Raw genomic sequence first — 3,979 nt, forward strand, 5'->3', positions numbered from 1 at the left:
GTAAAATGGGCTCTTAGTTCTTTACGTTGACCTGTGGTAGGTTCGTCGTACTCTACAACAAACCAGTAACCGCCCGTTGGCATTCTATTGCCATTATAGGTACCGTTCCATCCCGGGCCGCCAGGACTCAACTGCTTGAGCAACTTACCATAGCGGTCAAATATATAAATTTTGGCGCTGTTTCCAATGCCTGCTATATTCCATGTGTCGTGGTTGCCATCACCATTAGGTGTAAAGTACCTCGGGTAATCCAATACAAATACCTCCACCGTAGCTATTCCACAACCATTTCTATCTCTAGCCGTTACCTCATGTAGCCCCGCTGAGACCCCTGTAAAGGTACCACTACTCTGCCATGGCCCCTCATCCAAACTATACTCATAGTCCCCTGGACCAGTAGCCACTGCTACTATAACGTGATTATCCGCAAAAGCTTGTGTGGTCACCTCCGCCGTTAATACCGGGGGCTCACTCTCTATCACCTCCGTAATCGCCGTATTGGTACAACTCGTCTGTGTCGATGTGCTGATATCCGTAACCGTTACACTATAACTACCTCCCTGTGTCGGTGTTAGCGTCGGAGCTGTCTCCCCTGCGAGTACCGTACCATTGAAACTCCACTCAAAACTATAGTCCACATCCGATAGCCCCGTATCTAATACTAGTGGTGCTAGTACCTCAGTGCCATTGGTGTTCACACACAAGATATAACTCTCCTCCAAGGTGAAGTTCGGTAATGGATTCACCTGAAGCGTTAGCGGTGCCACTGCAAAACATATAGAACCATCCTGCTGGTTGTCAAACACACCATCGTTATTCAGATCTACTGGATCGCCCTGACCATCACCATCGATATCTACAAACTCAAACAAGCCATCACCATTGTTATCTATGCCATCTGATAGTCCATCGCCATCTACATCTAACAGATCAAAGACTCCATCGCCATCCGTATCGATCGTATCTATCGTACCATCGCCGTCTAAATCCAGACCCGCCGTTAGAGCGCCTAAGTCTAATGCGATTGGCGTTACCGTTAGGGTGTTATTGTCTACCCGTGCATAGATCACCTGTGGATTTACAATATTCTCATATAGATTCGGTAATGGATTCACTCCAAGGGTTGCATCCGTCTCACTTGCATAGTAGCTCACTATGTAATTCATCGGGTCCTGACCATCTAATACTTCAGCATCTCTACTTGAGAGATCAAACTGTACACTGTCATTTGAAGCATTACCATCTGTCTCCATATTATCATCACAAAGCTCATACACGATAGCAACCATATCTGGGTTCGCCTCTGCTGCCTCATCAACCTGTAGGTTAAAACGCTGCGTGCTGATCGAACAGCCCGTAATCGTATTGGTGATCGTTACATAGATCTCCTGTGGGTTGCTCGTATTGATGTATGGACTCACTAGTGCATTCATCCCCGACTCCGCATCAGCTACCGTCTCATGGTAAGTCACCGCAAATACAGTAGCATCCTGACCATTGAGAACCTCTGCGTCCTTACTGGTCAGATCAAAGCTATCAAAGCCATCCGTGTTGAGCTCACATTGTATAAAGTCCGTAACCGCTACAACCTCTGGTAGTGGATCTACCCTAAGGTTAAAGTCCACAACAGCATAACAGCCTGTAACATCATTAGTCACCCTCACATAGATCGTCTGCTCCGGAGTCTCTATGTTCGTATATTGTGTAGGATCGCCTATAGGGTTATCGCCCGTATCAGCATCCTCTGCTGTCTCATGGTAACTCGCCGTTACTCCTGCCTCGCCATTTAAGATCAATAGCTCATTAACCGTTAGATCAAAGACCTCTACCCCATCGCCCGTATTGATATCATCACAAAGTACTAAATCTGGTAACTGATCACTTGGCGTTGGTGTGGGGTTAGGAAGTACCCTTATGGTCATCGTAGTAAAGGCTACACAGCCCGTATCGGTATCAGTAACCACAACATAAAGCGTCTGTGGGTTAGCCGGTAAACCGCCTACTGAGGTATTGGTATACTGCGTTGGATCAGGAATCACATTGGTCTGAGCCTGTGCATCTGCATCGGTCTCATAGTACGCTACAGACCAGCTCGCATTACCACCAGTGATCTCCACATCCTTAACCGTTAGATCAAATACCGTGATCTCATCGCCTGGCAGCTCACCAAGGTCATCACACAACTCTAATGGTGTCGGTTGAACTGGTACCGGTGGAAGATTAACCTGAAGCTCAAACTCCCCCGTATCTAAACAACCCGTCGTTGGGTTAATCAGTCGTATGTATAAGGTCTGTGGGTTACCCGTATTGGTATAACTACCCACATTGATAATAGGGTTGTCTCCCGTCTGTGCATCTGCAGCACTTACATGATAGGTCAATACCACCTCCGAAGGGTCTTGTGTCCCTAAGATAGTCGCATCCATAACCGTCAGATCAAACTGTGTGATACCATCCCCATCGTCATCACAACTCACCAGTGGATCGATATCTACAGGAACCTCTGGTGATGGCACCACGATTAACTCCAAGGTGTTAAGCGTTAAACTATAACAGCCTGTGATGGTATTCTCTGAGCGTACGTAGATCATCTGACTGTTCGCTACAATATTCGTATATGGACTTACAATCGCATTGTCGCCCTGTTCAGCCTCCTCCTGTGTCTCGTGGTAGGTGATCACTACATCTGGCTCTCCATTGGTGATCTCTATGGTGCGAATCTCTAAATCAAACTCTGCAAAACCATCGTTATCGTCATCACATACCTCAATCGGGGTAGGATCTGGCTCTGGTGATGGTACGGGGTCTACCCTTAGGGTAAGTGTTACTGTACTATAACAGCCCGTGATATCATTCTCGCCTCTAACATACACCGTCTGGGCATTGCTCGTATTCACATATGGACTACTGATAGCGCTAGTCGCATTATCCGCATCTAGCTGCGTCTCATAGTAGGTCAGGGTAATTCCGGTCTGACCTGATAATATCTCTGCATTGGCATCCTCTAAGGTGAAGGCCTCCTGCTCATCGCCAGGATTGTTAACATCACATAGTTCTAATGGTGATGGCTGGGTAAGCACTGGTAGTGGGTTCACAATAAGTTCTAAGCTCGTGATCTTAAAACAGCCCTCTACCGTGTTTGTATCCTCCACACGGATCCAGATGATCTGGCTGTTTACCGTAGTGTTTGTATAGGCGTTTGGTGTAGCTATTGGGTTATTCCCTGCTATGGCATTGGCCTCTGTCTCATAGTAACTCACCATATACTGCATCGCATCTAGCCCGTTTAATACCTCATCGGCCTTAGTCGTTAGATCAAATACTGCAAAACCATCGCCTGAAGCATCATCACACGCCTGCAAAGGCTCTGGGTCCTCGATCTGTGGACTAGGCTCGACGATAAGCTCCAATGGTACAACCGTAGCACAGTCCGTTGCAATCGTCTCACTCTCTACACGTGCATAGACCGTCTGCATATTTGCTACGATATTGTTATAGGTCACCGTAGTGTCTATTGCATCTACGCCATTGTTGGCATTGGCTAGTGTCTCGTGGTAGGTCACCACTAAATCACCCATACCGCCAGTGATCTCTCCATCGACATCTGATAACATAAATAATCCAAATCCATCATTGTCTGGATCACAATAGCGCAAGGGCTCTGGAGTAATAGCTATCGGTGCCTGCTCTACAACAAGCTCTAATATCGTCGTGTCATAACAACCCGTGTTGATGTCTTCAACACGTACAAAAACATTCTGTGGGTTACTAATGTTCGTATAAGGTATAGGTAAGGGGTTAACCTCAGCATCTGCATCAGCCTGAGTTAGGTAATAACTCACCGAATAATCAGGGTTGCCTCCACTGATCTCAGAGTTCTTCAAACTTAAATCTATGGCCGTTATTCCATCAGGGATACCATCATCACAAACCTCCAAAGCAAACGGAACAACAACTACCGGTAAGGGGTTGACGGTAA

At 46.7% G+C, this 3,979-nt stretch carries 1 protein-coding gene; it reads right to left on the reverse strand.

Annotation, left to right across the window (positions count from 1 at the left end):
* Nucleotides 1-3,979 (reverse strand): T9SS type B sorting domain-containing protein (locus DDY94_RS16040; protein ID WP_111685615.1); only part of this gene is annotated, 3,979 nt, incomplete at both ends.

The sequence above is a fragment of the Winogradskyella tangerina genome, assembly GCF_003260205.1.
Classification (GTDB): Bacteria; Bacteroidota; Bacteroidia; order Flavobacteriales; family Flavobacteriaceae; genus Winogradskyella; species Winogradskyella tangerina.